The organism is Serratia bockelmannii, from assembly GCF_051803255.1.
Classification (GTDB): Bacteria; Pseudomonadota; Gammaproteobacteria; order Enterobacterales; family Enterobacteriaceae; genus Serratia; species Serratia bockelmannii.
In genome coordinates, this window is record NZ_CP196512.1 from 1,437,933 (window position 1) to 1,462,792 (window position 24,860).

The window sequence follows — 24,860 nt, forward strand, 5'->3', positions numbered from 1 at the left end:
CATGCTGCAGGTAGAGGAATTGAATCAGTATTACGGCGGCAGCCACATTCTGCGCGGCCTGTCGTTCGAGGCGCGCATCGGCGAGGTGACCTGCCTGCTGGGGCGCAATGGCGTGGGCAAGACCACGCTGCTGAAATGCCTGATGGGGCTGATCCCGGCGCGTAGCGGCAGCGTCCGTTGGCGGGGCGAAACCATCACCGGTAAAAAGCCGCATCAGCGGGTGCAGGCGGGCATCGCCTATGTGCCGCAGGGGCGGGAGATTTTCCCGCGCCTGACGGTGGAGGAAAATCTGCTGATGGGGCTGGCGCGTTTTTCCGGCGCCGACGCGCGCGCGGTGCCGGATCCGATCTATGAACTGTTTCCTGTGCTGCGGCATATGAAGGATCGGCGCGGCGGCGATCTTTCCGGCGGGCAGCAACAGCAGCTGGCGATCGGCCGGGCGCTGGCCTGCCGACCGCAGCTGTTGATCCTCGACGAACCGACGGAAGGGATCCAACCTTCGGTGATCAAGGAGATCGGCGCGGTGATCAAACAGCTGGCGGCGCGGGGCGATATGGCGATCCTGCTGGTGGAGCAGTTCTATGACTTCGCCGCCGACCTGGCGGACAGCTATCTGGTGATGTCGCGCGGCAGCATCGTGCAGCGCGGCGCCGGCAGCGCTATGGAACAGGACGGCGTCCGCGCGCTGGTGGCGATTTAACGTTGGGTCAGCTGAAAAAGGATTGGCTGAGCGGATCGCGGGAATGATGCAGCACTCTGATGATATTCACCTCCCGCCTGTGCTGTCGAAAATAAATCAGGTGGTTGGCGACGGGCAATACCCATAGGCCGGGGCCGATTGCATCGATGTTTTTGCCGAGTTGGTGGTGGCTAAGGTTATCGAAAGCCTGATGCAGGCGGCGCAGATAATCTTCGGCCACCTGCAAGCCAAAGTGCGCCAACCCGTAAAATAGATCTCTTCCATATCGTCCAGCGCTTTTGGACGAACGGTTACTCTCCTGCGCATCCTTTTGCTTTGCTCCGTATTCTTTCCATGAACACATCACGATCCCATTCGACGGCTTCGCCGCTGTTCTCTCCTTCGGCGATCAAGCGCCTAAGCTCTTCCAGTTTTGAGGCGGCGGTACGTTCGCGCAAAGTGCGCACGGATTCGCGGATGACTTCGCTGGGCGTTCGGTAATCGCCGCTGGCCACCAGGTCTTCGACGAAGCTACGCAGTTCGTCACCCAGATCTACCGTTAGTGTTCTGCCCATTGTTCCTCCTCACTTTCGGCTATGCTGCGTCATTGTAAGATTAGTTCTTACATTGTGCGCGTCAAACTATCAGGATCTCAATAGCGGTCCCGTCATGAGGACGGGAGCCACCCGTTTATTCATTAAGGATAATTCATGAACGAAATCACTGTGTCACGCTTCGGTTGCATCGTCCTGTCCCTGTTTCCGGCCCTGTGGGGGCTGTTTAGCCTGTTGAACAATACGGCGGATTTCGCCGGCATCGCGCGCAATGCGGTGGGGCCGCTGCTCGCCATGCAGGATACTTATCAAACGCCGGGGCTGATGTGGCGCGCGATCAGCGCCGACTGGGCCTGCATGTTGGGGTTGGCGGTCATCACCGCGCTGGAAACGCTGGCCGGCCTATTCGCGACGGCGGGCGTGGCGTTGATGATCGGGCGATTGAAAGGCTCTTACGCCGCTTTCGCCAAGGGCAAAGCCTGGGCGATGCTGGGGGCGCTTTGCGCAATTGCGGTGTGGGGCGTCGGCTTTATGGTGGTCGCCGGCGACTGGTTTATGGCCTGGCAGGCCAAGAAGGATCCGCTGGCGGTGCAGCTGGGGGCGCTGATCTACCTGGCGCCCAATGCGTTTGCCTTGCTGTTCCTGATGCTGCAGCGGGAGCCGCGCTAAACGACGGCGGAGCGGGGCGCGGTTACAGCGCCTTGCTCATATACCAGATGCCTATCGAGCCTTGGGCGCTGGTGTAGCAGGTCTCGCCACAAATGCTCAATCCCTGGCGCTGATAAAAGCGTTGGGCGCCGGTGTTGCGTTGCAGCACCTCCAGCCACAGCGTCTTTTGCCGGCGCTCGATGGCCCGCTGTTGCACCTGTTCGAACAGGCGCTGGCCATAGCCATTGCCGGCATGGCCCGGCAGGAAATAGATTTTCTGCAGCTCTGCGCCGATGTGCTCGGTTGGCGCCAGCAGGCTGTCGACGTTGAGCCGCGCATAGCCGACGAGGGCGTCATTCTCATAGGCTAACAGCCAGCACACGTCGGGATCGCGCAGCGTCTGTTCCAGCGCGGAGACGGAAAAATCCTCGGCCAAAAAGGCCTCCAGCTCGTGCGGGTAGTGCCACAGCTCACCGAAGTGCGCGCGATAGGTGCGGATGCCGATATCGCGCACCAGGGTTAAATCTTCCAGCAATGCCTGACGAACGGTGAACATCAGTGCCCCTTTGAGTAAGAAAAATTACAGCCGTTGTTCCAGATGCCGGTGAGGCACCATCGCCTGATGCAGAATGGCGAGAACGGTGATGCCGGCAGGGCGGTTGCGGTAGTAGATCCTATGGCTGGCGTAAGGAAAACTGCGTATCTCTTCGCCCAGATCGTGGAAGTGAGCTTTACCCGCTTCCGGCATATCTGCCAAATGATGCATGACCTCTCTCAACTGCTCAAGATAGCGGCGAGATTGCGCTTGGCCCCAGTGCTCGATGGTGAAATGACGAATAGCCAGCAGATCTTGTTGGGCCTGCGGGGTGAGGCGAAACGCGGGCATCTCAGTCTGTTTCATCGGTGAGCAGACGGTTGAAGAAGGCATCGCCGTCTACCGCCTTACCGGCGTCTTCCTCGGCGGTAGCCTGCGCGATTTTTTGCTGCAGTGCACTTAATTTGAGATCTTCCAGCGCCTGGTAATCTTCTACAGACATGACGACGGCGACCGGTTTGCCGTTGCGATTGATTTGCACCGGTTCACGCTGCGCCTTGAGCAGCAAATCGCCGAATTGGGTTTTGGCCTCGTTCGCGGTGAGTGCGTACATTTAATCGCTCCAGTTAATTAAATCGTTCGATTTAACCATTATACGGCGCGATGAAAAAATCACCAATGCTATTCCGGCGGGCAGGTTTCGTTGGACAGATGCCGCGGCGTTTCACGGCGAAAACCCAGGCCGATGATGCGGCCGAACAGGCGCGGCAGCCAGCGGCTGTTGCCGACGCGGGCGATCAAGCGCGAGCCGCCCGCCGCGCGGCGTTCGCCCGGCTTGCGCTGGCTCATTTTGATCTGCAAAAACTGGATGGCGCGAGTGGGGAATTCGCGCCGGCGCTGCACGCTCAGCAGATGCTTCAGCTGCAGCCGATGCTGGCGCAGCGGCGGGATCAGGGCGTTGGCGGCGGCCACAGCGTCCTGAATCGCCAGGTTGACGCCCACGCCTCCGATCGGTGACATGGCGTGCGCGGCGTCGCCGATGCACAGCACCCCCGGTTTGGCCCAGCGATCCAGACGATCGATGCGGATGCTCAGCAGCTTCACCTGATCCCACTCGACGATCTCCTGCAGGCGATCGTCCTGGAATGGCGCCACCTCGGCGAGGTGCAGCAAAAATTTCTCCAGGCCGCTGCGGCGGATCGCGTCGAAGCTGCCTTTATCGATCGAGTAGCCGCACTGCCAGTAGTCGCCGCGATCGATCATTATGAAGTTTTGCTTCGGCCCGGTGTGGCCCATCGACCAAGCCGGATCGCCCGGCTGCTTGCTGAGCTTCATCCACACTACGTCGCGCGGCGCGCCGAAGGATCGGCTGCTGAGCGCCGCCTGTTCGCGCACCACCGAGTTGCGGCCGTCGGTGCCGACCACCAACTGGCTGCGCACGCGGATCGGGCCTTCCGGCGTGTCGGCCAGCACGCCGCACACCTGGCCGCGGTCGTACAGCAACTGGTGAACCTGCGTTGAGGTCAGCAGCCTGAAGTTGGGGAAGGCGGCGGCCTGCTGGGCCAAAAAGTTGAGGAACTCCCACTGCGGCATAAAGGCGATAAATTTGCAGCGCGTCGGCAGGCGGGTGAAATCCGCCAGCTTGATGTCGCGCCCGGCGACTTCGGCGTGCAGAGATTCCGCGCGCTGATGCGGCAGCGTCAGCAGTTCGTCGAGCAGGCCCAGTTGATGCATGACTTCCAGCGTCGACGGGTGAATGGTGTCACCGCGAAAATCGCGCAGGAAGTCGGCGTGCTTCTCCAGCACCGTCACGTCGATCCCCGCCCGCGCCAGCAGATAGCCGAGCATCAGCCCGGCGGGGCCGCCTCCCACGATGCAGCAGGTGGTGGCGTAAGGTGTGATTGGTGATGACGACATGACGGTTGACCCCGGAGAGCGGCCCGCATCCCGCGAGCCGCAAATGAATGTTTAATGTTGATAATGATTATCAATATCAAGTTTGGCTGTCAACCCGCGGCGCAGTGTGGTCAAAGGGGGCAGACAGATGGCCGACGCGGAACAGTTGGCGGTTTTGCGGCTGTGCCTGCGGGGGGGCACGCCAGACATCCAGCCGCACTAATCGCCACTCGGCGGGATCGAACGCCACGATGGAGGCCAGCGCGCCGGGCGCCGCCTGCTGTTGCCGCCGCAGCGCAGGCAGATCGCTGTAGGGGGCGATAATCTGCTCCTGACAGGTCGCCCAGGCGGCCTCGGCCAAATGAGGGCGATCGAAATGCGTCAGCCACGGCAGCCAGTGATTGACGCGCGGCCAGCCGAACGCCTGACTGAGGCCCTTGAAACCTTCGCCGGTCAGGAAGTCGCTCATGCCGGCGCTGCTGTTCCACAGGTAGAAGGGGGCGTAGAGATTTTCGGCGCTGCCTTCGCTGCACTGCGCGTACAAATAGGCTTTGACGATCAGCTGCGGACAGGCGTCGAGCCGGTGACCGACATCGGCGATACGGCGGCGGACGATCGCCATGTCGTAATCGACGGGCAGGGTGAAACGGTATTGCATCGCGAGCATAAGGATTCTCCGGAAAGACATTGACCCGGAGAGCGTGACACGCCATCTTTATCAGTAAAATCGGTATTATTTTGATTGATGGTTCAAAAAATCAGGACGGTCAGCATGGGGCGAATAACGTTCGATCTCGAGGATTTGCGCAGCTTCGTCACCGGCGTCGAGCTGGGCAGCTTCGCCAAGGCGGCTGAACGGCTGGGGCGTTCGACGTCGGCGGTCAGCGCCCACCTGAAAAAGCTGGAACAGCAGGTCGGCGCGCCGATCCTGCGCAAGGCTGGGCGCGGCATGGTGATGACCGAGGCGGGGGAAACCCTGCTCGGCTACGCGCGCCGTCTGCTGGAGCTCAATGACGAAGCCGCCGCCGCGGTGCGCGGGTTGGATCTGCAGGGCACGGTGCGGCTGGGGTTGCAGGAGGATTTCGGCGAGACGTTTCTGCCGCAGGTGTTGGGCAGCTTCGCGCGCGCCAATCCGAAGGTGCGCATCGAGGCGCGCATCGCCCGCAATGCCGAGCTGATCGACTGGGTGCTGAAAGGCCAGCTGGATCTGTCGCTGGCGTGGGATGGCGGTTTGAGCACGCCGTTTCATAAGGCGCTGGGGCAGCGGCAGCTGCACTGGATCGCCTCGCCCGGCTTCGCGCTGGCGCCGTGGCGAGAAGGGGATGAGCCCTTGCCGTTGGTGATGTTCGACGCGCCCTGTCTGATGCGCAGCGCGGCGACGCAGGCGCTGGATCGCGCCGGTATTCCCTGGCGCATCGCCTTTACCAGCCGCAGCCTGAATGGCGTTTGGGCGGCGGTGAGCGCCGGGTTGGGCGTCACGGTGCGCACGGCGGCGGGCTTACCGCCCGGCCTGTCACCGCTGGCCCCCGATCTGCTGCCCGCTCTTGGCCAACTCGGCGTGGTGCTGCACCGCGCCGAGGATCAGCCTTCGGCCGCCGTGCAGCGGCTGGCGCAGATCGTGGTCGAGCGGATCGAAACCTAATCTTGGGCGATTGGCTGCTTGCCGCTCAGCTGGCCCCATTCGCTCCAGGCACCGTCATACAGCTTGACCTGCGGCGCGCCGAGCGACAACAAGCCAAACGCCAGCACCGCCGCCGTCACGCCGGAGCCGCAGCTGGTGATGATCGGGCCGTTGATGTCCACCCCCTTGTCGCTGAAGGTTTGGCGCAGTGCCTCCAGCGATTTGAAACGGCCGTTCTCCAGCAGCTCGCCGTACGGAATGTTGATGCTGCCCGGAATGTGGCCGCGGTGCAGGCCGGGACGCGGCTCCGGCGCTTCGGCATGGAAACGCGGCGCGGCGCGCGCGTCGAGAATTTGCACCGGCGTGCCTAGCGCCTGTTCCACTTGCCGCATATCCACCACCGCGTCGGCGTTGAACCGGGCGTTGAACGTCTGCGGGGCAGGCTGCGCCGGGCCGGTTGCCAGCGCTTGCCCCAGCGCGGTCCAGCCGTTCAGCCCTTCGTCCAGTACGTAAACATGCTCGGCGCCGAAATTGCGGAAGGTCCACCAGCCGCGCGGTGCGGAGAACTGGTTGCCCTCGTCGTAAATCACCAGGGTATCGCGCTCGCTGATGCCCAGTTTGCCCACCGCCGCGCCAAACTCCGCCGCCGTCGGCAGCATGTGCGGCAGCGCGGTGTTTTTGTCCGCCACGTCGTCGATATCAAAATAGACCGCGCCGGGGATATGGCCGCGTTCGAACTCGGCAAGCATGTCCTTTTTCGGCGTTAGCCCCACCGGCGACATCCGAACGTCGATCACCACCAGATTTTCATCGTTGATATGTTGCGCAAGCCATTGGGGAGTCACCAGAAACGGAGAGTTCATCGTTATTGTTCGCCTGTTGTGAAAACGGATTTTCACTATACACCAGGCCGCGCGGGGATGAAGTATGATGTTCGGTCAAAGGCGATGGGCCGGGAGCGGAGAAATCATGACGGACGAGGCGTTTGGCGGGGCCAAGATCGCGCTGCTGTGCGACGATCGCTTGCTGGTTTACCAACGGGACGACAAGCCGGGCATTCCATGGCCCGGTCAATGGGATCTGCCTGGCGGCGGGCGGGAAAACGGCGAAACGCCGCTGCAGTGCGTGCAGCGGGAAACGCAGGAAGAGTTCGGCGTGACGATCGCGGAATGTCAGGTTGTCTGGCGGCGGCGCTACGATGGCGTTCTGCCCGGCTCCCCGCCGACCTGGTTTATGGCCGGCGAGATCGCCCCGGCGCAGATCGCCGCCATTCGCTTTGGCGACGAAGGCCAGCGCTGGCGGATGATGCCGGTGGCGCAGTTTATTGAGCATCCGCAGGGCATCGAGCATCTGCGCCGCCGGGTGGCGGCGTATTGGCGGCGGCGCGGTTGATGACGGTATTTCAGCGCGTCGCCAGTTGATTGATCTGCGGCGGCTCCAGGATGCGCAAGGCGGTTTCCCGGCGCGCCACCGCCAGCATCGCCAGCCCGATTCGTTCGGTGCTGCTCACCTGCGAGGGAAACAGCCGCAATGCGCCGAGCCACAGCGGTTTGAACAGCCGATAAATCAGATCGTATGTACGGACTTTGGAGCGAATGCCGTGCAGCGGCACAATGGCGCCGGGGCGGAACATCACCGCGTGGAACGGCAGCGCCAGCAGCGCGTTTTCGGTGGCGCCCTTGACCCTGGCCCACATGCTGCGGCCGCGTTCGCTGCTGTCGGTGCCGACGCCGGAAACGTAGAGGAAGACCATCGTCGGATTCAGCCTCGCCAGCGGGCGGGCGGCGGCCAGCGTCAGATCGTAAGTCACCGCGCGATACTCGGCTTCGCTCAGGCCGGCGGACGAAATCCCCAGGCAGAAGAAACAGGCGTCGTAGCCGGCGAGCTGCGGCTCCAGCGCCGACAGATCACGCAGATCGGGCACAGAAAGCTGGCGCAGTTTGGCGTGGCTCTGCGCCAACGGGCGCCGGCCGATGCTGAGCACTTCGCTGACCCGCGGATCGCGCAGGCATTCTCGCAGCGCGCCCTGGCCCACCATGCCGCTGGCGCCGAAGATAATCACTTTCATGCTCTGTCCTCCCGATGGTCGGCTGCACGCTGAGTGCGCCAGCGGCTGGGCGTCAGCGCTTCCCACTGAATAAAGGCGCGGCTGAACGAATTCAGCTCTTCGAATCCCAGCACAAAGGCGATTTCGCCCGGCTCGAGATCGGTATCCGCCAACAAGCGGCAGGCGGTACGATGGCGAGTTTTGTCCAGCAGCTGCTGGTAGCTGTAGCCGTGCCGTTGCAGACGGCGCTGCAGCGTGCGCGGGCTGAGATAGAGCTCCGCGGCCACGCTGTTGACGCTGGGGCGCTGGCCGCGCATGCTGCGGCCGAGGATCGCCATCACCTGCATCGGTAAGTTTTGCTCGGCGCACACCTCGGCCAACTCGGCCTCCAGCTCCGGCAGCAGCTGCGCCAACATGTCCTGATCATAAGTGATGAGCGGCTGCCGCATCAGCGCGCGATCGAACACCAGCACGTCCTGCGGCGCATCGAATCGCACCGGGCAGCCGAAGTGGCGCAACAGCGGCGAGTGGGGATCGCGACGGCGGGTCACCTCAAGCGCCTTGGGCTGCAGCGGTAAACCGGTGCCACGGCGGCACAGGGTGGTGATAGAGGCGAACATGGTGTCTATCAGCAATTCCGGCGTAGGGTCCTCGATCATCGTCCAACGCGTATGCAGCCGAACGCTGTCGCCATCTTCCTCCAGCATCAGTTCTTCCGGGCACACCAACCGTTTGTAGCGCGCGACTTTACGCAGGGCCTCGCCCATCGTGGCGGAGTGCAGTGCGGCGACTGACGCGATATCGTAATGCTCCGGCGCGACGTCGCCGCCCAGCCGCAGACCAAAGGCGGGATCGTCGCTCAGTTGGGCGAGGGCGCGCCAGACGGCGAAGAACTGGTGGGTGGTCAACCGCACTTTTACGCGCCGCTCGCTGAGCAGCCCGGCGGGCAAGCCGGCTAACTGACCGACCCGTTCGAGATCGACGCCTTGCGCCGCGAGGCGCACCGCCAACGCGTTGGAAACCGGAATTTGATCGCTGCTCATGGTTGTTGCCTGCCAGTGATAAGAGAAGGCCTTACTCTAAAACAGCCTGTCCGTGCGCCGATAATCCGATCGCGTCAAGATTTAATCTGATTGCGCCAAACTGCCGGCCGGCATCAGCGCCTGGATGGTGGCGCCGACCCGTTGTACCGCCTGTTCGATCTCCGTCGTCAGCGTCGGCGCATAGTTGATGCGCAGACAGTTGCGGTACTTGCCGGCGGCGGAAAAAATGCTGCCGACGGCGATTTGTACGCCTTGCTGCTCGAGATGGCGGTTCAGCCGCAGGGTGTCGAACGCCTCGTCCAATTCGATCCACAGCATAAAACCGCCGCGCGGCCGGCTGACGCGGGTGCTGACCGGGAAGTGTTTCAGGATCAGATCGGTCATGCGATCGCGGTTCTGCTGGTAGCGGGCGCGCATGCGCCGCAGGTGCTGCAGATAGTGCCCGCTGCGGATAAATTCGGCGATCGCCAGCTGCGGCTGGGTGGCGGTGGCGCCGGAGCCGATGAACTTCATGTGTAGCACCCGCTCCAGATAGCGGCCGGGCGCGATCCAGCCCACGCGCAGTCCCGGCGCCAGCGTTTTGGAAAACGAGCTACACAGCAGCACGCGGCCGTCGTCGTCGAACGACTTGATGGTGCGCGGCCGCGGGTAGTGATAGGCGATGTCGCCGTAAACGTCATCCTCGATGATCGCCGCATCGTGGCGTTGCGCCAGCGTCAGCAGCCGCTGTTTATGGGCGTCGGGCATGATGTAGCCCAGCGGGTTGTTGCAGTTGGGCGTCAGCAGAATGGCCTTGATCGGCCATTGTTCAAGGGCCATCTCCAGCGCGGCCAGGCTGACGCCGGTGAGCGGATCGGTGGGGATTTCCAGCGCTTTGATGCCCAATCCCTTCAGCGTTTGCATGGTGCCGTGGAAGCAGGGGGAATCGACCGCCACGATGTCGCCGGGTTGGCAAACGGCGCGCAGCCCGGCGGAGATCGCTTCCTGGCAACCGGTGGTGATCAGCAACTGATCGGCACTGATATGGCAGCCGGAATCCAGCAGCAGACGAGCGACCTGTTCACGCAGCGCGGTCACGCCCTGAATGCTGTCGTAATAAAGGCTGCGCAGGTCGCCGTGGCGGGCGGCGTTGCGCAGGGCGACAATCAGCGGTTTCATCGTCGGCTCGGCGACGTCCGGCATGCCGCGCCCCAGTTGGATCAGGCCTTCGCGCGGCCGGCTGCGCACCAGCTCCAGCACCTGCTCCCATTGCGAAATGTCCACCGGCCGCTGCACCGGCGCCGTCATAGCGGGCAGCTCGGCCTGCGCGCGCCGCGTATGCACGAAGTAGCCCGACTTCGGCCGCGCTTCCACCAGGCGCTGTTCCTCGAGCAGCCGGTAGGCTTGCTGCACCGTGCTGATGCTGACGCCGTGCTCCTGGCTCAATGCGCGCACCGAAGGCAGGCGATGGCCGGCCGGATACAACCCTTGCTGAATGCGTTGGCTGAGAATGGCGGCCAGCGTGGCGTAGCGTGTCATACAGAGGCCTCTCATCGGCGGTAAGAATTAAAAAACCGGTACAGATGCTTTCAAAGTAAACCATTCAGTGGGTTTTTTGGTGCAGCTGTATGAAAAAAATAGCGCCAGCGTGAATCTGTATTGTTTTTCTCTCGGCGAGCATGATGACTGCAACGCGAAAACATCAGGGAGAATAACAAGATGGCTCTGTTTACTGGCGCGCCGCGGCGGCGCTCATTCGGTGGGTCACGCTGGCGTCTGTATCTGCAACGCTACAGGACGCGAAAAGAATTATTATTGCTGGACGATGCGCGGCTGATCGATATTGGTTTGTCGCGTGCAGAAGCGCTGCGTGAAGGATGTAAACCTTTCTGGAAAGAATAGATAAGAGGAAAACCGATGCTGAGAGTCTTGGGCAAGGCTTCATCAATCAACGTGCGCAAAGTGTTATGGACCTGTCAGGAGCTGGGGCTGACGCTGGAACGGGAAGACTGGGGCAGCGGCTTTCGCTCCACGCAGGAGCCGGCGTTTCTGGCGCTGAATCCCAACGGCCTGGTGCCGGTGCTGATTGACGGCGAGCGGGTGCTGTGGGAGTCGAACACCATTTGCCGCTATCTGGTGGGGCGGGAAGGGCGCCGCGATCTGCTGCCGCAGGAACCCGGCGCGCGCGCGGCGGTGGAGATGTGGATGGACTGGCAGGCCACCGATCTGAACGGCGCCTGGCGCTATGTGTTCATGTCGCGGGTACGTGGGCATGCGGATTATCAGGATGCCGCCAGCCTGGCCGCCGCCGAACGCGAGTGGAATCGGCTGATGGGGCTGCTGGACAGGCATTTGGCGCAGCACGGCCCTTATGCCGCCGGCGCTACCTTCACGCTGGCGGACGTGGTGCTGGGGCTGTCGCTGAACCGCTGGCTGATGACGCCGTTCGAGCGGCCGAATTATGCGGCGCTGGCGGCCTATCAGCAGCGCCTGCTGCAACGCCCTGGCTACGTGCAACACGGTGCCAACGGTTTGCCGTAATATGAAATAAATGGTTCATTTTATCCCGTCCGGATACGACCAGCCGCGTCCGGGCTTTCCTCATTGCATCATCCCGTCAACGTTTCATGAACGGCATCACGAATATGAACTTTATTTTCCCGCGTGCTTGTTATTGAAATTTATATTCCATATAAACCCGTTATCAATCGGCGCGTTTCATTGAGCCGCGCCTGGTTCTACACAGAATTTCGGTCACGGGAGAAAATGATGAAACAGGTACGCGTTGGGTTAATCGGCACCGGCTATATCGGGCGTTGTCACGCTATCGCTTATGCGCAGGCCCCCACGGTATTTCCCCTTAAAGGGGATCTGGTGCTGGAGATGCTGGCGGAGGTGACGCCCGAGCTGGCGGCGCAGCGCGCGGCCGAGTTCGGCTTTGCGCGTTCGACCGGCGACTGGCGGCAGCTGGTGGCCGATCCGGCGATCGACGTGGTAGACATCTGCGCCCCTAATTTCTTGCACAAAGAGATGGCGCTGGAGGCGATCCGCCACGGCAAGCACGTATATTCGGAAAAACCGCTGGCGCTGGACGCCGCCGACGCGGCGGAGATGGTGCAGGCCGCCCGCGCCAAGGGCGTGAAAACGCTGGTCGGTTTCAACTACATGAAGAACCCGACCAGCCAGCTGGCGCGCGAGATCATCGCCAACGGCGAAATCGGCGAGGTGGTGCATTTTTACGGCACCCACAATGAGGATTACCTGGCCGACCCGCGCACGCCGATCGACTGGCACTGCCGCCGCGCCAGCGCCGGGCTGGGCGCGTTGGGGGATCTGGCGGCGCATATCGTCAATATGGCGCACTACCTGGTGGGCGATATCGTGGCGGTCTCTGGCGATATGCAGACCGTGATCAAGCAGCGCCCGGACCCGCAAGACCCGGCGCGCCTGCTGCCGGTGGAAAACGAAGATCAGGCCAGTGCACTGCTGCGTTTCGCCGGCGGGGCGATGGGCACGATCGAAACGTCGCGCATCGCCTGCGGGCGCAAGATGGGGCTGACCTATGTGGTCACCGGCACTAAAGGCACGCTGAGCTATACCCAGGAACGGATGGCGGAGCTGAAGCTGTATCGGCACGATGAACCGGTGGAGCGGCAGGGGTTCAAGACGCTGCTGGTGGGGCCGAAGCACCCGGACTATGCGGCGTTTTGCATCAGCGCCGGGCACGGCATTGGTTTTAACGATCAGAAGACGGTGGAGATCCGCGATCTGGTCAACGGCATCGCCGCGGGCGATCGCATGTGGCCGGACTTTGAAGAAGGCTGGAAGGTGTCTTGCGTGCTGGATGCGATAGCCGCCTCCGCCGAGCAGCGGTGCTGGCTGGAGATCAACCGCGATTGACAATAAAATGGCGCTCTCCGCGGACAGCGCCATTAATTTGCTACTTTACTAACTTAGTATCTTATTAAGCTAGTTACGTAATAAGTTGCTGGGCTGGCAACTTAGAACGAGAAGCACGAACAGCCGAACGCGCCCCAGAAGGCATTCTCGTCCGACACCGGGATGCTGGAGCGGCGCGCAATGTCATGCTGATGCGCGTGTACGCCGCACGGGCCGCAGCACTGGTGCGCCTGGCTCACGACCCCGACGCGGGCTGCCGCCGACGGCGGCGCGGAGCGGTAATGGCCCGGCACTTGGGTGACCGGTGACCACTCCGGCAGCACCGGTAGCGGCGGTGGCGCCAGCGGCGAGAAGCTGCCAGCGGCGTAGACCACTTTGCCATCCACCACCGTCATCACCGACTCGATGCCTTTGATCTGCTCTTCCGGCACGCTGAAATAGTCCTGCGACAGCACCGCCATATCCGCCAACTGACCGACCTTGATCTGGCCTTTCTTGCCCTGTTCGGTGGAGAACCAGGCGCTCCCTTGCGTCCACAGCATCAGCGCCGTTTCGCGATCCAGACGGGCGCTGTCGTCGTACATCGCCATGCCGCCGACGGTGCGGCCGGAGACCAGCCAGTACAGCGCCGTCCACGGGTTGTAGCTGGCGACGCGGGTGGCGTCGGTGCCCAGCCCGACCGGCAGCTCAGCCGCCAGCATTTTCGCTACCGGCGGCGTATGTTTGGTGGCTTCGATGCCGTAGCGATCGGCGAAATATTCGCCCTGGAACGCCATGCGATGCTGCACCGCAATGCCGCCGCCCAGCGCCTTGACCCGTTCGATATTGCGTTCGGTAATGGTTTCGGCGTGGTCGAATAGCCAGTGCAGCCCGTTGAACGGAATGTCGCGGTTCACCTTCTCGAACACGTCCAGCATGCGGCTGATGGACTCGTCATAGGTGGCGTGCAGGCGGAACGGCCAGCGGTGCTCGACCAAATGGCGCACCACCCGCTCCAGCTCGTCTTCGGTGCCCGGCGGCAGATCCGGGCGCGGCTGCAGGAAGTCTTCGAAGTCGGCGGCGGAAAACACCAGCATCTCGCCGGCGCCGTTGTGGCGATAGAAATCGGTGCCCTGGCCTGGCTTGAGCATATCAGTCCACAGCTCGAAGTCTTCCAGTTCCTGCTTCGGCCGCTGGGTGAACAGGTTATAGGCGATACGGATGGTCAGCTGCTTTTTCTCGTGCAGCTCGGCGATCACCTGATAATCCTCCGGGTAGTTCTGGAAACCGCCGCCGGCGTCGATGGCGCTGGTGAGGCCGAGGCGGTTCAGCTCACGCATGAACTGGCGGGTGGAGTTGACCTGCTGTTCCAGCGGCAGCTTCGGCCCTTTCGCCAGCGTGGCGTACAGGATCATGGCGTTGGGTTTGGCGATCAGCATGCCGGTCGGGTTGCCGTTGGCGTCGCGCTGGATCTCCCCGCCCGGCGGGTTCGGCGTGTCTTTGGTGTAGCCGACCACTTTCAGCGCCGCGCGGTTGAGCAGCGCGCGATCGTAGAGATGCAGAATAAATACCGGCGTGTCCGGCGCCGCCTGGTTGATTTCGTCCAGCGTCGGCATGCGGCGTTCGGCAAACTGGAACTCGGTCCAGCCGCCGACCACCCGCACCCATTGCGGGCTCGGCGTGCGCAGCGCCTGCTCTTTCAACATGCGCAGCGCGTCGGCCAGCGAAGGCACGCCTTCCCAGCGCAGCTCCAGGTTGTAGTTCAGGCCGCCGCGGATCAGGTGCAGGTGCGAGTCGTTCAGGCCCGGAATGGCGGTGTGGCCGTGCAGATCGATCACCTGGGTTTCCGGCCCGGCGTGTTGCATGACTTCGGCTTCGCTGCCGACCGCCATAAACTTGCCGTCGCGGATGGCGACCGCCTGTGCGGTAGGATTTTGGCGATCGACGGTGTGAAATTTGCCGTTGGTGATGATCAATGAAGCGTGGTGGTTCATAACATTCTCCCGGCGAACCGCCTAGCGGCGGATCAGCCATTGATGAAAGACGCGAGTCACGATGGGCATCCACAGGTACACCACCAGGGCGACCACGGTGGCGTCATTGAGAAAATGGCCGAGCAGCGTGCCGTCCAGCTGCGGCAGCGCCAGCCCCCAAAACCAGGGCACCAGATTGGTGGAAGGGAAGATCACCAGCAGGGTGATGATGAACTGCTTCCACTGGGGCGGCTGGCGCACGTTGGGGTTGGGTGGGGTAAACCAGAACTCCGCGCCGGGGCGGATCTCGATATGGTCGTTCTCCAGCAACAACGGAGTGACTTCTTCGATGTATTGCTTGCGCAGCGGCGAGTTGAGCCAGCGGTAGAGATTGTCGACATTGTCGAAGCGGACCAGCACCGTATAGGCCTGTTCGCTGTCGGATGGGCGGATGACGTTGACGCCCAGATGGCCGGTGAAGCCCGCGGCGTTCGGCATGATGCGGTTCAGCCAGGCCTCATAGGCCTGCTCGTTCCCCGGCGCCAAACGGTGGGTGATCACCAGCGTGACATGCTGCGGATGGGCCATAAAACCGACTCCTGAAAATACCCCGGCGCGGGGCCGGGGCAAGGGGAATTATTTCACCGTGCGGGCCGGTGCGTGGTGCACCATAGTGTAAGCGTAGTCGACGCCCATGCCGTACGCGCCGCTGTGTTCGCGCACCAGCGCCATCACCGCGTCGTAGGTGTCTTTGCGTGCCCAGTCGCGTTGGTACTCCAGCAGCACCTGTTGCCAGGTCACCGGTACGGCGCCGGCCTGCACCATGCGATCGATCGAGCGTTCGTGCGCATCGACGGAGGTGCCGCCGGAGGTGTCGGTCACCACATACACTTCATAGCCGGCTTCCAGCGCCATCAGCGCTGGGAAGGTCAGGCAGACTTCGGTCCACAGCGCGGAGATCACCAGCTTTTTGCGGCCAGTGGCTTCCACGGCTTTGACGAAGGCCGCGTCTTCCCAGGAGTTCATCGAGGTACGTTCAATCGGGGTGATTTCAGGGTGTACCGCCAGCAGTTCCGGCCAGATATAGCCGCTGAAGCTTTCGGTTTCGACCGAGGTGAAAAGGGTGGGGACGTTGAAAATCTTGCCTGCCTTCGCCAAACCAACAACGTTGTTTTTCAGTTGCTGACGATCAATATTAGCCACGCCGAAGGCCATTTGTGGTTGATGATCGATAAAAATCAGTGCGGAATTGTCTTTATCAAGCAGTTGAAACTTGGACATAATTTACCTTCCCAGTGATATTTCGGTTGAACATCTGATGAGTGTAACGCCGATAAAACCCATGGTAGGCAGAGGGCGATTTCAAAGATACCGCAGAATTTTTGCCGACTTGTTGAGTTTTTTTATACACGGGAGAAAGCATGAGATTAAACCTGGAAGCGCTGCTGATTTTGGACGCGCTGGACCGGCACGGATCTTTCGCCGCCGCGGCCGCCGCACTGTTTAAAACCCCTTCGGCACTGAGCTATATGGTGCAAAAGCTCGAGAACGATCTCGACATCACCCTGCTGGACCGCTCCGGCCATCGGGCGAAGTTCACCGATACCGGCAAGCTGATGCTGGAAAAAGGGCGGGTGTTGCTGCGCGCGGCGCAGGATCTGGAACAGCAGGCGCGCTACGTGGAGAACGGCTGGGAAAGCGAGATCACGCTCGGGATCGACGCCTCCTTCCCGTTTGCCCGCCTGTTGCCGCTGATCGACGAGTTCTATCGGCAGCATCACCATACCCGGCTGCGTTTCAGCCACGAGGTGCTGGCCGGTTCCTGGGAGTCGCTGGTTTACGGTTGCGCCGACATTATCATCGGCGCCATTTGCGAGCCGCCGTCGCGGGTGGGCTATGCGTTCAGCCGCCTGGGGCAGCTGGATTACGTGTTCGCCGTCGCGCCGCAGCATCCGCTGGCGGCGCTGCCGGAACCGTTGCCGAAGGATGAGATCCGTCAGCACCGGGCGGTGGTGGTGCGCGATACCTCGCGCGTCAACGCGCCGCAGAGCCTGAACCTGCTGGAAGAACAGGATACGCTGACGGTCTTCGGCTTTGACGCCAAACTGCAGGCGCAGTTGGCCGGGCTGGGCTGTGGCTATCTGCCGCGTTCTCTGGCGGAACCTTACCTGAACAGCGGCGAACTGGTAGCGAAACGCGTTGAATCTGAGCGCTGCAGCGACGCTGCCTATTTCGGCTGGCGTGAAAGCGCCAGCGGCCTGGCGGCCAAGTGGTGGCGCGAGCGCCTGCAGCGTTACGCGGATGACGGTGAGGCTTACCCAGCGGCGCAGTAAGGGCGCTCGATAAAGATTAATCCCCAATAAGGACATCGGGAATGAAAAAGACACTAAGCCTGTTGGCGCTGTTGTTGTTGAGCGGCTGCGGCGCGGGGGCCGGCCATCAGGCCGGCACCCCGTTGCCGGGGCCGCAGGCCGAGGCGCAGACTGCGATGCCGCTCAGCTATCCGGTGCGGGTGCATAACGCGGTGAGCCGCGAGCTGCGTTTGCCGGAACACGCGCGCGGCCAACGCTGCACCATCAGCATACGGCTGCGGCCGGACGGCAAGCTGGTGAGCAGCAAGATCGTGAGGGGCGATGCGCCCCTGTGTGCGGCGGCCAGCGCGGCGGTGCAGCACGCGCAGTTTCCGCCGATGGCCAACGCCACCGAGTACGCGCTGTTCAACGCCGTGGTGCTCGATTTCGTTCCCTGAAGGGATGTGACCGACGGGCCGCCTGCGCGGCCCGTTTTTTCTCGTTTCGCCGTTTGCGTATTCACGCTTTTCCGCCAATAGTGTTCTCCGGGCATGCACCCAGACAATTTTTCATTGGCCGGCCAACGGGAGCAAAAGACATGAAAGGCGAGCATCATTATCAGGTCTCGGTGACCTGGCAGGGGAATCTGGGCGCAGGCACGGAAGATTATCGCGCTTATGGACGCGATCACCTGATCGGCGCCGTGGGCAAGGCAGATATCGCCGGCTCAGCCGATCCGGCCTTCCGCGGTGACGCGACGCGCTGGAATCCGGAGGATTTGCTGGTGGCATCGCTCAGCGCTTGCCACAAATTATGGTACCTGCATCTGTGCGCCACCTCGGGGATTTCGGTGCTGGCCTATCAGGACGATGCCGTGGGCGTGATGCGCGAAGACGCCGCGCGCGGCGGCTTTTTCACCTCGGTGACGCTGCGGCCGCAGGTCACGGTGCGCGATGGCGACGATCTGCAGCTGGCGCAACAGCTTCACGAGAAGGCGCATCACCTGTGCTTTATCGCCAACTCGGTGAATTTCCCGGTGGCGTGTGAGCCGCAGGCCGCGTACGCAACCCGCTGAATTTTCACTTAGCTTTGCCATTTTCGTTATTTTGAACGCCGCAACGGCTCACGGATACTGAGAGAAAATCTCTTACCGCGAGCCGCAGCATGTCCCACGCCCACTATTTGCACCCCGAACAGCGCGAACGAATCAGGCAGCTTTATCGGCGCCGGCATTGGCGGCTGGAGCTGCCCACCTGGGGGATCATGGCGGCGGTGTACGGCGGCTGGTTCGGCGTGGCGTATTCTTGGCAGGCGCTGGGCCCGTGGCTTGGCGCACCGCTGCTGATCCTCCTGACCACCTGGTACCTGTCGTTGCAACACGAGCTGATCCACGGCCACCCGACGCGCTGGCCGCGCGTCAATCAGCTGTTCGGCCTGTTGCCGCTGGCGGTGTGGTATCCCTATGGGCTGTATCGCGATTCGCATCTGCGCCACCACCGCAACGACCACCTGACCGATCCGCACGAAGATCCCGAAAGCTATTACTTCAGCGCCGCGCAGTGGCGGCGTTATCCCCGCCTGTTGCCGCTGTTGGCCGCGGTGCGCAATACGCTGATCGGCCGGGTGCTCCTCGGCCCGGCGCTGGATATTGCCGCGACCCTGGCCGGGGCGGTGAAAGCGCTCGCCGGAGGGGAGTGGCGCGCCTGGGCGAGGTGGTTAGCGCACCTGTCGCTGTTGGCGGTACTGCTGCACTGGTTGCAGATGCAGGGTATCGGCACGGCGTTTTACCTGTTGGCCATCAGCTATCCGGCGTTGGCGCTGACCAAGGTGAGATCGTTTTTTGAGCACCGCGCCGTGGACGCACCGCAGGCACGTTCTATTATTAATGAGGCGGGCTGGCCGTGGCGGCTGTTGTTTCTCAATTTGAACTACCATTTAGTGCATCACGATCTGCCCGGCCTGCCCTGGTATGGTTTGCGCGACGTCTATCTGGCGGAGCGCGAGGCGTATCAGCGGCGCAGTCAGGGATTTGTCACGCAAGGCTACGGCGAGTGGCTGCGCGATTACGCCCTGACGCCGATCGACGTTGGCGTGCATCCGTTGCGCGCCGATGAACCGCAGGGGGAAGGCGATGCCCTGCCGACGGAAAAATTTATTGCGCGCTGGAAGCGCGTTTCTCAGGATTTTCCAACCTAACTGGCCCATGAGCCGGAAAACGTATAACCAGAGGAAAAGTATGGCAATCACCTTATCACGCGGACGTTCCTTTGCCGTCGTGCTGGCTCTGCTGGCCACCGGCGGCCTGGCGCAGGCGGCCGACTCGGTGCGCGTCGGCTCCAAGATCGATACCGAAGGTTCGCTGCTCGGCAACATCATCGTGCAGGTGCTGGAAGCCAACGGCATCAAGACCACCAACAAGCTGCAGCTCGGCACCACCAAGGTGCTGCGCGGCGCCATCACCTCCGGTGAGATCGACATCTACCCGGAGTACACCGGCAACGGCGCGTTTTTCTTCTCCGATGAGAAAGATCCGGCGTGGAAGAACGCCCAGGCCGGCTTCGAGAAAGTGAAACAGCTCGACTACGACAAAAACAAAATCGTCTGGCTGGACGCGGCGCCGGCCAACAACACCTGGACCATCGCTATTCGCCAGGACGTGGCGGAGGCCAATCATCTGAAAACGCTGTCGGATCTCGGCAAGTGGATCAACGGTGGCGGCAAGTTCAAGCTGGCGGCCTCGGCGGAATTTATCGAACGGCCGGATGCGCTGCCGGCGTTCCAGAGCGCCTACGGTTTCAAACTGAATCAGGATCAGCTGCTGTCCCTGGCCGGCGGTGATACGGCGGTGACCATCAAGGCGGCGGCGGAGCAGACCTCCGGCGTCAACGCGGCGATGGCCTACGGCACCGATGGCCCGGTAGCGGCGCTGGGGTTGCAGACCTTGGCGGACCCGAAAGGGGTACAGCCGATATACGCGCCGGCGCCGATCGTGCGCGAAGCGGCGCTGAAAGCGCACGCCAATCTGCCTGAGCTGCTGAAGCCGGTGTTCGCCTCACTGGACGGGCCGACGCTGCAAAAGCTCAACGCGCAGATCGCCGTGGAAGGCCAGGACGCCAAACAGGTGGCGGCCGCTTACCTGAAAGAGAAAGGGTTTGTTAAGGGATAATGCCGAGGTGCCCCCTCTGCCGTCGGGAGAGGGGGTTAACCGAGGGAGCCGGAGCGTTTCTTTGACTATCGCCGTAAAACATCGCGTCTTGTTGACGCTGTTCATGCTGTTGCTGCTGGCCGCGTTCGGCCTGCCGTTCCTCAGTTATGCCCCCAATCGCCTGTTGTCGGGCAAAAGCCTCTCCTTGTTCTCCCTGCTGCACGGCCCGGCGCTGTGGCTGCTGTTGCCGCTGGCGGCATTGGCGATCCTCAGCCTGTTGCCGCCGACGCGGGGGCGGGCGCTGCTGGCGGCGCTGGCCGCCTGCGGGGTGTTGACGCTGGCCTTCTGGATCAGTGGGCAGGCCGCCGAACGCCTGGCGCAGGAGGGGTCGCGCCTGGCGCGCACCTCTTGGGGCAGCGGCTGCTGGCTGACGATGGCGCTGAGCCTGCTGATCGCGGCCGACGCCATGGCGCGCCTCACCGCGTCGCACCTGTGGCGCATGCTGGGCAACGCGCTGGTGCTGGTGCCGCCGGCGCTGCTGCTGTTCGGGCATCAGCTCGATCAGCTGTCGCTGCTGAAGGAGTACCACAATCGTCAGGAGGTGTTTGACGCCGCGCTGTTGCAGCACCTGACCATTCTGCTGGCGACGATGGCCCCGGCGCTGGCGATCGGCGTGCCGCTCGGGGTGCTGTGTTTTCGCTCCGAGCGCTGGCAGAGGCCGATTTTTTCCGCGCTGAACATTATCCAGACCGTGCCTTCCATCGCGCTGTTCGGCCTGCTGATCGCGCCGCTGGCGGGGCTGGCGACGGCGGTGCCCTGGCTGGCGGAGCACGGCGTCAGCGGCATCGGCATGGCGCCGGCGATCGTGGCGCTGGTGCTGTACGCGCTGTTGCCGCTGGTGCGCAGCGTAGTGGCGGGGCTGCAAAGCGTGCCGGCCGGGGTGATCGAATCCGCCACCGGCATGGGGCTGACGCGCGGACAGATCTTCCTGCGCGTGCAGCTGCCGTTGGCGCTGCCGCTGTTCCTGACCGGCGTGCGCATCCTGGCGGTGCAAACCGTCGGCATGGCGGTGGTGGCGGCGTTGATCGGCGCCGGCGGTTTTGGCGCCATCGTGTTCCAGGGGCTGCTCAGCAGCGCGCTGGATCTGGTTCTGCTGGGGGTGATCCCGGTGGTCATGATGGCGGTCATCGTCGATTCGCTGTTTAAATTTTGGGTTTCAATCCTGGACGTATCGCGCCGATGATTCACTTTGAGCAAGTCAGCAAAATTTTTCAGGGCAAGCCGGCGGTCGACGATCTCACGCTGCACATCGCCGAGGGCGAATTCACCGTGTTGATTGGCACCTCGGGTTCTGGCAAGTCCACGACGTTAAAAATGATCAATCGCCTGATCGAACACGATCGGGGCAAGATCCTCTTTGCCGGCGAAGAGATCCAGTCGTTCAAACCGCAGGATCTGCGGCGACGCATGGGCTATGCGATCCAGTCGATCGGCCTGTTCCCGCACTGGACGGTGGAGGAGAACATCGCCACCGTGCCGCAACTGCTGAAATGGCCGCGTGCGCGCATCCGCGATCGGGTTACCGAGTTGCTGGAGTTGTTGCATCTGGAGCCGGATCTGTTTCGCCGTCGCTACCCGCACCAGCTTTCCGGCGGGCAGCAGCAGCGGGTCGGAGTGGCGCGCGCGCTCGCCGCCGATCCCGAGGTGTTGTTGATGGACGAACCGTTCGGCGCGTTGGATCCGGTCACCCGCGCGGCGCTGCAGGCGGAGATCGCCCGTATTCATCAGATCTCGGGCCGCACCATTGTGCTGGTGACGCACGACATCGACGAGGCGTTGAGCCTGGCGGATCGCCTGGTGCTGCTCGATCAGGGGCGGGTGGTGCAACAGGGCACGCCGCTGACGCTGTTGACCGCCCCGGCCAACGATTTCGTGCGCGATTTCTTCGGGCGCAGCGATCGCGGCATCAAGCTGCTGTCGCTGGGTACGGTGGCGGAGCGGGTGCGGCCCGGCGTCGCTGGGGGCGAGCCGATCGCCGCCGCCATGAGCCTACGCGAGGCGCTGTCGGTGTTCGTGGCGCGCGGCAGCGACTGCCTGCCGGTGGTGGATGAACGGGGCGAAGCGTTGGGGGTGTTGCATTTCAACGATCTGATCGCCGGGCAGGCGCTGTCATGAGCGGGCGCATCGGGCGCCTGCTGCGCGATCCGCTGCCCTGGACGCTGGCGCTGCTGTTGGCGCTGGTGTTCGGCATGGATCATCTGCGCGGCCTGTTCGCCGCCTGGTTCCCTGATTTGGAGCGGCCCATTTATCAGCAGGACAGCTTTATCGCGCTGGTGGGGGCGCACCTGTCGCTGGTGGCGATCTCCAGCCTGATCGCGGTGGTAATCGGCGTGGCGGCGGGCGTCGCTGTGACCCGACGCAGCGGCCGGGAGTTTCGTTCGCTGGTGGAAACGGTAGTGGCGGTGGGGCAGACCTTCCCGCCGGTGGCGGTGCTGGCGGTAGCGGTGCCGGTGATGGGCTTCAGCGAGCAGCCGGCGATCATTGCGTTGGTGCTGTACGGCCTGCTGCCGATCCTGCAGGGCACGCTGGCGGGCATCGAATCGGTACCGCCCGCCACGCGCGAGATCGCCCGCGGCGTGGGGATGAGCACCTGGCAAATTCTGTGGCGGGTTGAACTGCCGCTGGCGGCGCCGGTGATTGTCGCCGGGATCCGCACGTCGGTGATCATTAACATCGGCACGGCGGCCATCGCTTCCACCGTCGGTACCAAAACGCTCGGTTCGCCGATCATCATCGGCCTGAGCGGGTTTAACACCGCCTATGTGATCCAGGGCGCGGCGGTCGTGGCGTTGTTGGCTATTATCACCGATATGCTGTTCGAACGTTGGGTGCGTTATCTCACCGCCTGGCGCCAGCAGACGCTGGCGACCACTCCGGCGGGGTAAGGGGGAAATGATGCAGGTGTCTCTACCGATGTACGGCGTTGGCCGGGAGCAGGCCGAATCCTTCTGGCAGGTCTTGCGCGGCAAGCTGCTGCGGCTGGGGTTGCCAGCGGCGCCGGAACGGCTTAGCTGGCCGGACGATCTGGCGCAGCATTGGCGGCGCGAGGATCTCTTGCTCAGCCAAACCTGCGGTTATCCGTTGGTCAGCAGCCTGCCGCAGGTGCAGCTGATCGGAACCTATCATTATCGGGTGGAAGGGTGCGACGGGCCAAATTACCGCAGCTGGCTGGTGGTGCGCGCGGGCGACTCCGGCGAACGGCTGGCGGATTTTCGCGGCCGGACGGTGGTGTATAACAGCACCGATTCCCAGTCCGGCTACAACGGCTTGCGCGCGCTGATCGCGCCGCTGGCGCAGGACGGGAAATTCTTCGGTGCGGCTATCGCCTCCGGGGCGCATTACCAGTCGCTGAAGCTGATCCGCAGCGGGCAGGCGGATATCGCCGCCATCGATTCCATCAGCATGGAACTGCTGCGCCGCGCGCAGCCACAGGCGCTGGAGGGACTGAAAATCATCGGCCGCACGGCGGCGGTGCCCGGTTTGCCGCTGATCACCGCAGCCGGCACGCCGCCGGAACAGGTGGACATCCTGCGCGCCGGCGCCCGAGCGATGCTGGATGAGGCGGTCAGCGACCGCCTGCTGATCGGCGATTTCAGCCTGGTGCCGCGCTCGGCCTACCAGATTATCACCGTGCTGGAGCAGCAGGCCGCCGCACAGGGCGTGACGGCGCTCTAGCCGCCGTTACAGCAGGCCGCCGCCGTCGATGTCGATCACGCTGCCGGTGACGAAACCGTTCTCCATCGCCAGCAGGTAACCCGCCGCGACGTCGGCCGCCTGGCCGATCCGGCCGACCGGCAGGCTGCCGCTTACGCGCTCGAACAGCGCCTGACGCTGCGCGGCGCTCATGCCGTCGTAGGCTTCGGTGGCGGTGATGCCGGGGCTGACCACGTTCACCCGCCGCGGCGCCAGCTCCTTCGCTAGCTGTTTGCCGACCGCTTCCAGCGCGGCGTTGATGGCGGTTTTGACCAACTGACCGTTGAGGTATTTCCGCGACAGCTGGCCGGAGGTCAGGGTGATCGAGCCCTGCGGCGCCAGCGTCGGCAGCGCCGCCTGCACCGCGCGCAAACTGCCCCAGAATTTGACGTTGAAGTCGGCCTGCGCCTGCTCAAAGGCAGTTTCCGCCAGCGGTTTCGCGTCCACCAACGGCCCGGCGGTGATCACCAGATGGTCGAAAGCGCCGACGGCGGCAAACAGCGCATGCAGTGATGCTTCATCGGTCAGGTCGGCCTGCATCAGATGCAGCGCGTCGTTTTTCTCCCCGGCGTGGGAAAGGCGACGCGAAGCCAGCACCACTTCAGCGCCGCGCGCCGCCGCCGCGTAGGCCACCGCGGCGCCAATGCCGCTGGTGCCGCCCAGGATCACCAGCTTTTGTCGTTTCAGGGGGGAGTCGGGAATCGTCATGTTAAGGCCTCTTTTTAGGTAAGTTTCAACGGGATCTATCTTTCCTGATTGAAAATGAGGAAAAAAGCCCGCCTAATAGCAAACACTTGTAAATTAATATTAATAATTG

Annotated in this window: 31 protein-coding genes; 16 read left to right on the forward strand and 15 right to left on the reverse strand. The window is 62.9% G+C overall.

Annotated elements, in window-relative coordinates; translation table 11 throughout:
• Nucleotide 1: 1 nt before the first annotated feature.
• A complete protein-coding gene (urtE, locus tag ACSJLU_RS06895) occupies nt 2–700 on the forward strand; it encodes an urea ABC transporter ATP-binding subunit UrtE (RefSeq protein ID WP_261464451.1) in 699 nt (232 codons plus the stop codon).
• Nucleotides 701–707: 7 nt separating this feature from the next.
• Here the strand turns inward: urtE and ACSJLU_RS06900 are convergent, their stop codons facing one another.
• The gene (locus ACSJLU_RS06900; protein WP_342096500.1) at nt 708–1,043 is read right to left on the reverse strand and encodes a type II toxin-antitoxin system RelE/ParE family toxin; all 336 of its coding nucleotides are present in this window, start codon (nt 1,041–1,043) and stop codon (nt 708–710) included.
• Nucleotides 991–1,254, reverse strand: a complete 264-nt coding sequence (locus tag ACSJLU_RS06905) for a type II toxin-antitoxin system ParD family antitoxin (RefSeq protein ID WP_004939442.1) — start codon at nt 1,252–1,254, stop codon at nt 991–993. The genes ACSJLU_RS06900 and ACSJLU_RS06905 overlap by 53 nt, the downstream gene beginning before the upstream one ends.
• Before the next feature lie 135 nt (nt 1,255–1,389).
• Between ACSJLU_RS06905 and ACSJLU_RS06910 the strand changes: the two genes are divergently transcribed.
• Entirely contained in the window at nt 1,390–1,902 is a 513-nt protein-coding gene (locus tag ACSJLU_RS06910; protein ID WP_439041069.1) for a DUF2165 family protein, read from the forward strand.
• A gap of 22 nt (nt 1,903–1,924) precedes the next feature.
• On the opposite strand, the gene ACSJLU_RS06915 is transcribed toward ACSJLU_RS06910, so the two are convergent.
• From ACSJLU_RS06915 to ACSJLU_RS06935, 5 genes are all read right to left on the reverse strand, one after another.
• Complete coding sequence (locus ACSJLU_RS06915) at nt 1,925–2,437, reverse strand: GNAT family N-acetyltransferase (RefSeq protein WP_164099761.1); 513 nt, start codon at nt 2,435–2,437, stop codon at nt 1,925–1,927.
• Between the two features lie 24 nt (nt 2,438–2,461).
• A complete protein-coding gene (locus ACSJLU_RS06920) occupies nt 2,462–2,809 on the reverse strand; it encodes a type II toxin-antitoxin system RelE/ParE family toxin (protein WP_049203897.1) in 348 nt (115 codons plus the stop codon).
• Nucleotides 2,769–3,029 (reverse strand): type II toxin-antitoxin system Phd/YefM family antitoxin, encoded by a 261-nt coding sequence (locus tag ACSJLU_RS06925; protein WP_016928576.1) that lies wholly within the window; start codon nt 3,027–3,029, stop codon nt 2,769–2,771. The genes ACSJLU_RS06920 and ACSJLU_RS06925 overlap by 41 nt, the downstream gene beginning before the upstream one ends.
• 68 nt (nt 3,030–3,097) lie before the next feature.
• The gene (locus ACSJLU_RS06930) at nt 3,098–4,333 is read right to left on the reverse strand and encodes an FAD-dependent oxidoreductase (protein ID WP_049208920.1); all 1,236 of its coding nucleotides are present in this window, start codon (nt 4,331–4,333) and stop codon (nt 3,098–3,100) included.
• Nucleotides 4,334–4,409: 76 nt separating this feature from the next.
• Nucleotides 4,410–4,979 (reverse strand): DUF4865 family protein, encoded by a 570-nt coding sequence (locus tag ACSJLU_RS06935; protein WP_141997551.1) that lies wholly within the window; start codon nt 4,977–4,979, stop codon nt 4,410–4,412.
• A 105-nt stretch (nt 4,980–5,084) separates the two neighbouring features.
• Here ACSJLU_RS06935 and ACSJLU_RS06940 point away from each other — a divergent pair, with 105 nt between their 5' ends.
• Nucleotides 5,085–5,954 (forward strand): LysR substrate-binding domain-containing protein, encoded by an 870-nt coding sequence (locus ACSJLU_RS06940; RefSeq protein ID WP_261464448.1) that lies wholly within the window; start codon nt 5,085–5,087, stop codon nt 5,952–5,954.
• On the opposite strand, the gene sseA is transcribed toward ACSJLU_RS06940, so the two are convergent.
• Entirely contained in the window at nt 5,951–6,796 is an 846-nt protein-coding gene (sseA, locus tag ACSJLU_RS06945; RefSeq protein ID WP_043136964.1) for a 3-mercaptopyruvate sulfurtransferase, read from the reverse strand. The two genes, ACSJLU_RS06940 and sseA, sit on opposite strands and share 4 nt — an antisense overlap.
• Nucleotides 6,797–6,902: 106 nt before the next feature.
• On the opposite strand from sseA, the gene ACSJLU_RS06950 reads away from it, so the two are divergent.
• Entirely contained in the window at nt 6,903–7,325 is a 423-nt protein-coding gene (locus ACSJLU_RS06950) for an NUDIX hydrolase (protein ID WP_049203903.1), read from the forward strand.
• Between the two features lie 10 nt (nt 7,326–7,335).
• Here ACSJLU_RS06950 and ACSJLU_RS06955 read toward each other — a convergent pair whose 3' ends face one another.
• From ACSJLU_RS06955 to ACSJLU_RS06965, 3 genes are all read right to left on the reverse strand, one after another.
• A complete protein-coding gene (locus tag ACSJLU_RS06955) occupies nt 7,336–8,001 on the reverse strand; it encodes an epimerase (RefSeq protein WP_043136971.1) in 666 nt (221 codons plus the stop codon).
• Nucleotides 7,998–9,023, reverse strand: a complete 1,026-nt coding sequence (locus ACSJLU_RS06960; protein ID WP_149570239.1) for an AraC family transcriptional regulator — start codon at nt 9,021–9,023, stop codon at nt 7,998–8,000. Before ACSJLU_RS06960 ends, ACSJLU_RS06955 begins: the two co-directional genes overlap by 4 nt.
• Before the next feature lie 81 nt (nt 9,024–9,104).
• Nucleotides 9,105–10,541: a PLP-dependent aminotransferase family protein gene (locus ACSJLU_RS06965; RefSeq protein ID WP_380825791.1), complete on the reverse strand. Its 1,437-nt coding sequence runs from the start codon at nt 10,539–10,541 to the stop codon at nt 9,105–9,107.
• A gap of 180 nt (nt 10,542–10,721) precedes the next feature.
• Here ACSJLU_RS06965 and ACSJLU_RS06970 point away from each other — a divergent pair, with 180 nt between their 5' ends.
• The 3 genes from ACSJLU_RS06970 to ACSJLU_RS06980 all read left to right on the forward strand — a co-directional run bounded on the left by ACSJLU_RS06970 (nt 10,722) and on the right by ACSJLU_RS06980 (nt 12,902).
• Nucleotides 10,722–10,904 (forward strand): DUF1127 domain-containing protein, encoded by a 183-nt coding sequence (locus ACSJLU_RS06970; RefSeq protein ID WP_016928567.1) that lies wholly within the window; start codon nt 10,722–10,724, stop codon nt 10,902–10,904.
• 15 nt (nt 10,905–10,919) lie between these two features.
• A complete protein-coding gene (locus tag ACSJLU_RS06975; RefSeq protein ID WP_025302034.1) occupies nt 10,920–11,543 on the forward strand; it encodes a glutathione S-transferase family protein in 624 nt (207 codons plus the stop codon).
• A 228-nt stretch (nt 11,544–11,771) separates the two neighbouring features.
• Nucleotides 11,772–12,902 carry a Gfo/Idh/MocA family protein gene (locus tag ACSJLU_RS06980; RefSeq protein WP_043136982.1) on the forward strand — a complete coding sequence of 377 codons (1,131 nt, stop codon included), beginning with the start codon at nt 11,772–11,774 and terminating at the stop codon, nt 12,900–12,902.
• Between the two features lie 101 nt (nt 12,903–13,003).
• Here the strand turns inward: ACSJLU_RS06980 and ACSJLU_RS06985 are convergent, their stop codons facing one another.
• The 3 genes from ACSJLU_RS06985 to ACSJLU_RS06995 are packed head-to-tail and all read right to left on the reverse strand — an operon-like array spanning nt 13,004 to nt 16,135.
• Nucleotides 13,004–14,875 carry an amidohydrolase gene (locus tag ACSJLU_RS06985; RefSeq protein WP_334671101.1) on the reverse strand — a complete coding sequence of 624 codons (1,872 nt, stop codon included), beginning with the start codon at nt 14,873–14,875 and terminating at the stop codon, nt 13,004–13,006.
• A gap of 21 nt (nt 14,876–14,896) precedes the next feature.
• Nucleotides 14,897–15,442, reverse strand: coding sequence for an antibiotic biosynthesis monooxygenase (locus ACSJLU_RS06990; protein ID WP_025302037.1), 546 nt, complete (start codon nt 15,440–15,442; stop codon nt 14,897–14,899).
• A gap of 48 nt (nt 15,443–15,490) precedes the next feature.
• Nucleotides 15,491–16,135, reverse strand: a complete 645-nt coding sequence (locus tag ACSJLU_RS06995) for a hydrolase (RefSeq protein ID WP_004939390.1) — start codon at nt 16,133–16,135, stop codon at nt 15,491–15,493.
• Nucleotides 16,136–16,275: 140 nt separating this feature from the next.
• Between ACSJLU_RS06995 and ACSJLU_RS07000 the strand changes: the two genes are divergently transcribed.
• From ACSJLU_RS07000 to ACSJLU_RS07040, 9 genes are all read left to right on the forward strand, one after another.
• Entirely contained in the window at nt 16,276–17,187 is a 912-nt protein-coding gene (locus tag ACSJLU_RS07000; RefSeq protein ID WP_025302038.1) for a LysR substrate-binding domain-containing protein, read from the forward strand.
• Between the two features lie 41 nt (nt 17,188–17,228).
• Entirely contained in the window at nt 17,229–17,603 is a 375-nt protein-coding gene (locus ACSJLU_RS07005; RefSeq protein WP_089195654.1) for a cell envelope integrity protein TolA, read from the forward strand.
• A gap of 140 nt (nt 17,604–17,743) precedes the next feature.
• On the forward strand, nt 17,744–18,220 hold the full coding sequence (locus ACSJLU_RS07010; protein WP_033642352.1) for an OsmC family protein: 477 nt from the start codon (nt 17,744–17,746) through the stop codon (nt 18,218–18,220).
• Nucleotides 18,221–18,309: 89 nt separating this feature from the next.
• Entirely contained in the window at nt 18,310–19,341 is a 1,032-nt protein-coding gene (locus tag ACSJLU_RS07015) for a fatty acid desaturase (RefSeq protein ID WP_261464445.1), read from the forward strand.
• Nucleotides 19,342–19,381: 40 nt separating this feature from the next.
• On the forward strand, nt 19,382–20,311 hold the full coding sequence (osmF, locus tag ACSJLU_RS07020) for a glycine betaine ABC transporter substrate-binding protein OsmF (RefSeq protein WP_261464444.1): 930 nt from the start codon (nt 19,382–19,384) through the stop codon (nt 20,309–20,311).
• Between the two features lie 61 nt (nt 20,312–20,372).
• On the forward strand, nt 20,373–21,533 hold the full coding sequence (locus ACSJLU_RS07025) for an ABC transporter permease (RefSeq protein WP_046686654.1): 1,161 nt from the start codon (nt 20,373–20,375) through the stop codon (nt 21,531–21,533).
• Nucleotides 21,530–22,465, forward strand: coding sequence for an ABC transporter ATP-binding protein (locus tag ACSJLU_RS07030; RefSeq protein WP_049208912.1), 936 nt, complete (start codon nt 21,530–21,532; stop codon nt 22,463–22,465). The genes ACSJLU_RS07025 and ACSJLU_RS07030 overlap by 4 nt, the downstream gene beginning before the upstream one ends.
• Nucleotides 22,462–23,235, forward strand: a complete 774-nt coding sequence (locus ACSJLU_RS07035) for an ABC transporter permease (protein ID WP_261439045.1) — start codon at nt 22,462–22,464, stop codon at nt 23,233–23,235. The genes ACSJLU_RS07030 and ACSJLU_RS07035 overlap by 4 nt, the downstream gene beginning before the upstream one ends.
• 28 nt (nt 23,236–23,263) lie before the next feature.
• A complete protein-coding gene (locus tag ACSJLU_RS07040) occupies nt 23,264–24,025 on the forward strand; it encodes a phosphate/phosphite/phosphonate ABC transporter substrate-binding protein (protein ID WP_261464472.1) in 762 nt (253 codons plus the stop codon).
• A 6-nt stretch (nt 24,026–24,031) separates the two neighbouring features.
• Here ACSJLU_RS07040 and ACSJLU_RS07045 read toward each other — a convergent pair whose 3' ends face one another.
• A complete protein-coding gene (locus ACSJLU_RS07045; RefSeq protein WP_380825803.1) occupies nt 24,032–24,751 on the reverse strand; it encodes an SDR family oxidoreductase in 720 nt (239 codons plus the stop codon).
• Between the last annotated feature and the right edge of the window lie 109 nt (nt 24,752–24,860).

Coding starts and splice junctions, on each gene's coding strand:
- urtE (WP_261464451.1), top strand. CDS start 2: ATGCTGCAGGTAGAGGAATTGAATCAGTATTACGGCGGCAGCCACATT.
- ACSJLU_RS06900 (WP_342096500.1), bottom strand. CDS start 1,043: ATGTGTTCATGGAAAGAATACGGAGCAAAGCAAAAGGATGCGCAGGAG.
- ACSJLU_RS06905 (WP_004939442.1), bottom strand. CDS start 1,254: ATGGGCAGAACACTAACGGTAGATCTGGGTGACGAACTGCGTAGCTTC.
- ACSJLU_RS06910 (WP_439041069.1), top strand. CDS start 1,390: ATGAACGAAATCACTGTGTCACGCTTCGGTTGCATCGTCCTGTCCCTG.
- ACSJLU_RS06915 (WP_164099761.1), bottom strand. CDS start 2,437: ATGTTCACCGTTCGTCAGGCATTGCTGGAAGATTTAACCCTGGTGCGC.
- ACSJLU_RS06920 (WP_049203897.1), bottom strand. CDS start 2,809: ATGCCTTCTTCAACCGTCTGCTCACCGATGAAACAGACTGAGATGCCC.
- ACSJLU_RS06925 (WP_016928576.1), bottom strand. CDS start 3,029: ATGTACGCACTCACCGCGAACGAGGCCAAAACCCAATTCGGCGATTTG.
- ACSJLU_RS06930 (WP_049208920.1), bottom strand. CDS start 4,333: ATGTCGTCATCACCAATCACACCTTACGCCACCACCTGCTGCATCGTG.
- ACSJLU_RS06935 (WP_141997551.1), bottom strand. CDS start 4,979: ATGCTCGCGATGCAATACCGTTTCACCCTGCCCGTCGATTACGACATG.
- ACSJLU_RS06940 (WP_261464448.1), top strand. CDS start 5,085: ATGGGGCGAATAACGTTCGATCTCGAGGATTTGCGCAGCTTCGTCACC.
- sseA (WP_043136964.1), bottom strand. CDS start 6,796: ATGAACTCTCCGTTTCTGGTGACTCCCCAATGGCTTGCGCAACATATC.
- ACSJLU_RS06950 (WP_049203903.1), top strand. CDS start 6,903: ATGACGGACGAGGCGTTTGGCGGGGCCAAGATCGCGCTGCTGTGCGAC.
- ACSJLU_RS06955 (WP_043136971.1), bottom strand. CDS start 8,001: ATGAAAGTGATTATCTTCGGCGCCAGCGGCATGGTGGGCCAGGGCGCG.
- ACSJLU_RS06960 (WP_149570239.1), bottom strand. CDS start 9,023: ATGAGCAGCGATCAAATTCCGGTTTCCAACGCGTTGGCGGTGCGCCTC.
- ACSJLU_RS06965 (WP_380825791.1), bottom strand. CDS start 10,541: ATGACACGCTACGCCACGCTGGCCGCCATTCTCAGCCAACGCATTCAG.
- ACSJLU_RS06970 (WP_016928567.1), top strand. CDS start 10,722: ATGGCTCTGTTTACTGGCGCGCCGCGGCGGCGCTCATTCGGTGGGTCA.
- ACSJLU_RS06975 (WP_025302034.1), top strand. CDS start 10,920: ATGCTGAGAGTCTTGGGCAAGGCTTCATCAATCAACGTGCGCAAAGTG.
- ACSJLU_RS06980 (WP_043136982.1), top strand. CDS start 11,772: ATGAAACAGGTACGCGTTGGGTTAATCGGCACCGGCTATATCGGGCGT.
- ACSJLU_RS06985 (WP_334671101.1), bottom strand. CDS start 14,875: ATGAACCACCACGCTTCATTGATCATCACCAACGGCAAATTTCACACC.
- ACSJLU_RS06990 (WP_025302037.1), bottom strand. CDS start 15,442: ATGGCCCATCCGCAGCATGTCACGCTGGTGATCACCCACCGTTTGGCG.
- ACSJLU_RS06995 (WP_004939390.1), bottom strand. CDS start 16,135: ATGTCCAAGTTTCAACTGCTTGATAAAGACAATTCCGCACTGATTTTT.
- ACSJLU_RS07000 (WP_025302038.1), top strand. CDS start 16,276: ATGAGATTAAACCTGGAAGCGCTGCTGATTTTGGACGCGCTGGACCGG.
- ACSJLU_RS07005 (WP_089195654.1), top strand. CDS start 17,229: ATGAAAAAGACACTAAGCCTGTTGGCGCTGTTGTTGTTGAGCGGCTGC.
- ACSJLU_RS07010 (WP_033642352.1), top strand. CDS start 17,744: ATGAAAGGCGAGCATCATTATCAGGTCTCGGTGACCTGGCAGGGGAAT.
- ACSJLU_RS07015 (WP_261464445.1), top strand. CDS start 18,310: ATGTCCCACGCCCACTATTTGCACCCCGAACAGCGCGAACGAATCAGG.
- osmF (WP_261464444.1), top strand. CDS start 19,382: ATGGCAATCACCTTATCACGCGGACGTTCCTTTGCCGTCGTGCTGGCT.
- ACSJLU_RS07030 (WP_049208912.1), top strand. CDS start 21,530: ATGATTCACTTTGAGCAAGTCAGCAAAATTTTTCAGGGCAAGCCGGCG.
- ACSJLU_RS07035 (WP_261439045.1), top strand. CDS start 22,462: ATGAGCGGGCGCATCGGGCGCCTGCTGCGCGATCCGCTGCCCTGGACG.
- ACSJLU_RS07040 (WP_261464472.1), top strand. CDS start 23,264: ATGTACGGCGTTGGCCGGGAGCAGGCCGAATCCTTCTGGCAGGTCTTG.
- ACSJLU_RS07045 (WP_380825803.1), bottom strand. CDS start 24,751: ATGACGATTCCCGACTCCCCCCTGAAACGACAAAAGCTGGTGATCCTG.